This is a genomic window from Pseudochrobactrum sp. AO18b (assembly GCF_000409565.1).
GTDB lineage: Bacteria > Pseudomonadota > Alphaproteobacteria > Rhizobiales > Rhizobiaceae > Pseudochrobactrum > Pseudochrobactrum saccharolyticum.
The window spans coordinates 1-4,585 of sequence record NZ_ANNO01000049.1; the positions used below are offsets into that span (position 1 = coordinate 1).

The following is a 4,585-nucleotide window of genomic DNA, read 5'->3' on the forward strand; positions in this document are numbered from 1 at the left end:
TGCAATCGTGTAATGCTTATAAGCAGTCTGCAAATGCAGCGGCTTCACATAATAGATAACCGAAGGAATACCCTTCGCCTGCAGATGGGCTTTCAGCTCATCACGGCGTTCGGTTTCAATCGAATATTGCGCCCATGCGGAACGGATACCGGCAGCCGGACGGGTTACTTTAACAATGTCACCCAGACCTTCGGCATAACGATTGGCAACCTTTTGACGGGTTTCCATTTCGTCTTCGAGAATAGCCATTTTTTCCAGCAGAACCGCTGCCTGAATCGTATCCAGACGGGAGTTCAGACCAATGCGCACATTGTCATACTGGGTTTCGCCTTTACCGTGGAAATGGATGGAGCGCAGAACATCGTTCAGCTCGTCATCATTGGTAAAGATTGCGCCGCCGTCACCATAGCAGCCGAGCGGCTTGGCAGGGTAGAAGCTGGTTGCACCGACATGGCCGAAAGAACCGCACATAGCATTGTCACGCTTGCCGCCGATCGACTGGGCAGCATCGGAAATGACCTTGAGGCCTTCTTTATCAGCAATTGCCATAATGGCACGGTAATCAGCAGGCAGACCGAACAGATCAACCGGAATGATCGCCTTTGGTGTCAGACGGCCTTCCTTGCGCACTGCATGAATAGCAGCCTGCAACTGTTCCACATTCATATTGTAGGTGTCTTCCTCGACATCCACAAAAACCGCTTCCGCACCAACCAGCGCCACCACTTCAGCGGTTGCTGCAAAGGTAAAGCTCGGGCAGAAAACTGCATCGCCGGGGCCGACGCCCATAGCCATCAGCGGCATCTGCAATGCGTCTGTACCATTGGCACAGGCCAGAACATGTTTGACGCCAACATAATCAGCAAGCTGCTTCTCAAACTCAGCAACTTCAGGTCCGAGAATATACTTGCCTTCCGCGACCACTTTAAGAACAGCAGCGTTAAGACGGTCTTCAATGCGAGCGCGCTGGCTCACAAGATCAATGAATTGCATGTCGGCTCCAATATCAATTGATCCGCATCATGCACGCGCACACCCGCGAATCGAGTAGTATGTAGTCCCTCATAAGAGACTTCGCCATGGTGCATTCTTCACTGTTTGGCAAACAATGTAACACAGCTTGAAGCAATGGCGGAACATCGCGTCTCCCTTGTTCCGCACAGCAGTCGCGAAGACCGGCTCGCCGGTTCTTATACCAGAAAAGCCGCTCAATCGCGTTGTTTTATTCGCATCCTGCAGTCTGTCCACATGGATACAGTCTGATTATCCCGTTCAGCCCCTCAGACTATGGGGCAATCTATCAGTACCGTCAGCATGACAAAGAGCCGGATATCTCAAATATCTGTGATTACGGTTAGCGAACCGGATGGTTCACAGTGCCTTTGGTCAAAATCCGCAACACACTCACAGCTTCTTCACCATTGGTGCGCGGTGTTTCACGCGTTTCAATGCAATGAATGAAATGTTCCAGCTCACGGGTCAGCGGCATGCCTTCCTGTACCGGCACATATTCCGGATCAGCCTTGGTGAAAGCGATCTGCCCGTTCTCCTGCCAGACTTTATGACGATACAGGGTCAGCTTGCGCTCCCATGGTTCAGCATCGTCAAAAACAGCCATTGCCTTGTCGCCAACAACCGCAAGACGGCGATCCATGATCGGGTTCAGGCGTGACGCAAACAAATGACTGCGAATACCATTCGGGAATTCCATATGCAGATGGGCAAAATCGCTCAAATGATCGATCATTGCCGCACCTTCACCACGCACCTCAGTAGGTTCAGAGCCGGTCAGCGCCAGAATCATCGACAAATCATGTGGTGCGAGATCCCAAAGAGCATCATTCTGGCCGTGGAATTTACCAAGACCAATGCGATGCGCCTGAATATAACCGATTTTGCCGAGTTCACCGCTTTGTGCCAGTTCCAGCAATTTCTCAAATGCCGGATGGAAGCGCAGAATATGGCCAACCATAAACACACGGCCATGTTTCTGAGCCGCCTGTATTGCGGTTTCACCATCGGCAACAGTCAGAGCGATCGGCTTTTCAACCAGCACATCCTTGCCGTTTTCAACCGCGCGGATGGCATATTGCGCATGGAACTGCGCAGGCAGTGCCATAACAATCGCGTCGATGTCTTTTGAAACAAAAAGATCATCAACACTGATTTGCGCCACATCATAATCCGCAGCAAATTTTGCGGAGCGTGCCGGATCAATATCGCTGACAGCAACGAGTGCGCCCAGACCTTTAAGAGTGCGGATATGATTGTTGCCCCAATAGCCACAACCGAGAACTGCGATACGCGGTGCCATATTTTCCTGCCTTTGCTTGTTGAAAACTCAATAACTTTGCAAAAGTTGGATTTCAATACCGATTAATGCATAACAGTGCTTGACAGCTATGCGCATACCGACTTATACGACCCCCGTTCCCAACGAGAACATTGCTTCGCGAAGCAGCTGAAAAGCTCTGAAGCATCGTGGGGCGGAGTAGCTCAGTAGGTTAGAGCAGAGGAATCATAATCCTTGTGTCGGCGGTTCGAATCCGTCCTCCGCTACCAAAAAATTACAAAACAAAATCAAATAGTTATAAAGCACGTAGCTGGAACATGATGTAAATTTCATGTCGCATCGTGTTGCAAATGGCATTCTATAAATTTCAATGAGTTACACTGGTACACGGTAGCTCCACGCGACATGCCGTGCAACATGCCCCGTCGAATCGTTGTGACACTCAGCCCAGATTTGGACTGAGCAACCTTTCGCTCAAATCGAAGGGTTGAATTCAGCCGAACCAGATTTGGTTTGGCCTGACATGCCAGCTTGAGCGGCAACTTGCTGGCGGATAACTTGGGGCGGCGACTATCAGAAGTTACAAGATCATTTCGAGTCCCCTATTGCGGCACAATCTGCTTGCGGAATTCACCTGCCCAACGAATAGTGTAATTCAACTTCCTCAATTTAAGGAAGTTGAATTGTTCATCCACAATTTGTGGACGTGCCCTAAATTTGGGGCATCATCAATTCAGTGATACCTTTTACTCAAATTTCAGTAAAAGTCCGCACCATAAAATGATGGAGTGGGAGATGCGTCCAAGGTTGGTACGAATTTCGCCCATTCCTGACTTCCGATAACCAAAATGATATGTTCGGCCGGATCAGTAGCTATAACATCAACACATACAAAGAACGGATATTTCTCGAAGATGAGAAAAGACCAGTCCCGTTTATTTTAGTAGATATGTGCCGAGATATTGCCACAAGAAATCTGATTGTTTCGAGCCTGCGCGCAAACAATAGAGACAGAATATCACCCGATGGTCGGATCTCATGTAGTGCTTTCAAATTTGTTAGCAGTACGGAGCGTTAAAGAATATTCTTATTACCAAAGTGGAACGGCCTTAGAATAAATAACTGATTAGCCGCCCTGTTCCAGTCGGGCGGCTTTTTTATTGCTGACCGGTCATAGCAACTTCAAGCCTTCACCGATCAGAAAGCCACGAACGCCGTTTAAGCCACTTGCGCCAGTCTCATGGCATTCAGCGCGGCCTCATATGGCAGTCCGGTCTTATCGCGTACCCACGGCCCAAATTCGCCGTGCGGAAGCGATAGCTTATTCTGGATGAGAATTGCCCTATCTCGATCAGCTCCGCTTCTGTGTGGCGCGTATAGGGCTGGAATATAGGCCTCTCGTCTGAAATGGCGACTGGTTCCTTCGAGGTTGCCGTGTGGCGTGCTTTCTCGCTTTTGTAGGTCGCATGAGTGCTTTCAGTTGGGGCGACTGGCTACAGAATAAACTACGCCGCACACACTGGCGCAAGCAATCCTTCAAGCTCCGAAAGTATCAATGTGCGTAGTGTCCCGCGTACCGGCCACGGCCTGAGCGCTAGAGAGCGACCACGGAGCACGGCAAGGTCAATCTGATCAAAAGCCGCCATAAAGTCACCAGCACGCCTCTCTGCCCAATCTGGGCGCTGCAGCACTATGTCTGAGACTGCACCGATTGTTTCAGACCACAGCTCATCAATATTACCGGCGCTTTGCTTTATGGTTTTCACAACAAAGACCAAATGACCTTCGCCGTGTGCGTCCCTTATGGCTTTCATTGTGCCCCGTGCATGGCTCTGGCCGCGCGCTCTGCGCCGGTAGGTAGGCACCAATTTAACGCCCAATTGATCCATTAAACTATCAAGACGACCTTTAGCCATAAAGCACCTCTCATATTAGTTTATTACAGGCAGTATTCCCACCTTCTAGGATATTGTTATGCTGACGGATAGACGCAGTTCTCCGCCCCCCCCATTTGTCAGGAGTCGTTTTCTCCGCCGGCTCCCAAAAGATCGCTGCCAGATCGTAAAGCCTCACCCGCTTCTCTGAACTTGCCTTGTGATTGAGCAAACGCCCCATTTAATCCCTTCTCAATCTCCGCGCGCAATTTCACATCGCGCGTTACCGCTACGGGGATGCCGGTAAGTTCTGCGCGTAGTGTTGCAAAAACATTTGAGACGATGGCTTCAACGTCTTCCATATCGACGAGACGACCTTCCTCTTTCCCGATCCGGAGTTCGACCTCTCTTTGCCGTC

4 protein-coding genes and 1 tRNA gene are annotated in these 4,585 nt (G+C 50.1%); 1 reads left to right on the plus strand and 4 read right to left on the minus strand.

All coding sequences use genetic code 11. From position 1 onward, the window contains the following. Together A918_RS0102140 and A918_RS0102145 are read right to left on the minus strand one after the other, a co-directional pair. Window positions 1-993 (minus strand): DegT/DnrJ/EryC1/StrS aminotransferase family protein (locus A918_RS0102140; protein ID WP_022709459.1); only part of this gene is annotated, 993 nt, incomplete at its 3' end. A 361-nt stretch (window positions 994-1,354) separates the two neighbouring features. Then, on the minus strand, window positions 1,355-2,314 hold the full coding sequence (locus A918_RS0102145) for a Gfo/Idh/MocA family protein (protein ID WP_022709460.1): 960 nt from the start codon (window positions 2,312-2,314) through the stop codon (window positions 1,355-1,357). Between the two features lie 171 nt (window positions 2,315-2,485). Between A918_RS0102145 and A918_RS0102150 the strand changes: the two genes are divergently transcribed. Beyond that, a tRNA-Met gene (locus A918_RS0102150) sits at window positions 2,486-2,562 on the plus strand. A gap of 1,236 nt (window positions 2,563-3,798) precedes the next feature. On the opposite strand, the gene A918_RS0102155 is transcribed toward A918_RS0102150, so the two are convergent. Together A918_RS0102155 and A918_RS19160 are read right to left on the minus strand one after the other, a co-directional pair. Continuing rightward, on the minus strand, window positions 3,799-4,209 hold the full coding sequence (locus A918_RS0102155) for a hypothetical protein (RefSeq protein WP_022709461.1): 411 nt from the start codon (window positions 4,207-4,209) through the stop codon (window positions 3,799-3,801). A gap of 98 nt (window positions 4,210-4,307) precedes the next feature. After that, a partial coding sequence (locus A918_RS19160) for a hypothetical protein (RefSeq protein WP_022709462.1) occupies window positions 4,308-4,585 on the minus strand: 278 nt, incomplete at its 5' end.

What these genes read in the sequence shown, in the direction of transcription:
- A918_RS0102155 (WP_022709461.1), bottom strand. Translation starts at nt 4,209, where the DNA reads ATGGCTAAAGGTCGTCTTGATAGTTTAATGGATCAATTGGGCGTTAAA.
- A918_RS0102145 (WP_022709460.1), bottom strand. Translation starts at nt 2,314, where the DNA reads ATGGCACCGCGTATCGCAGTTCTCGGTTGTGGCTATTGGGGCAACAAT.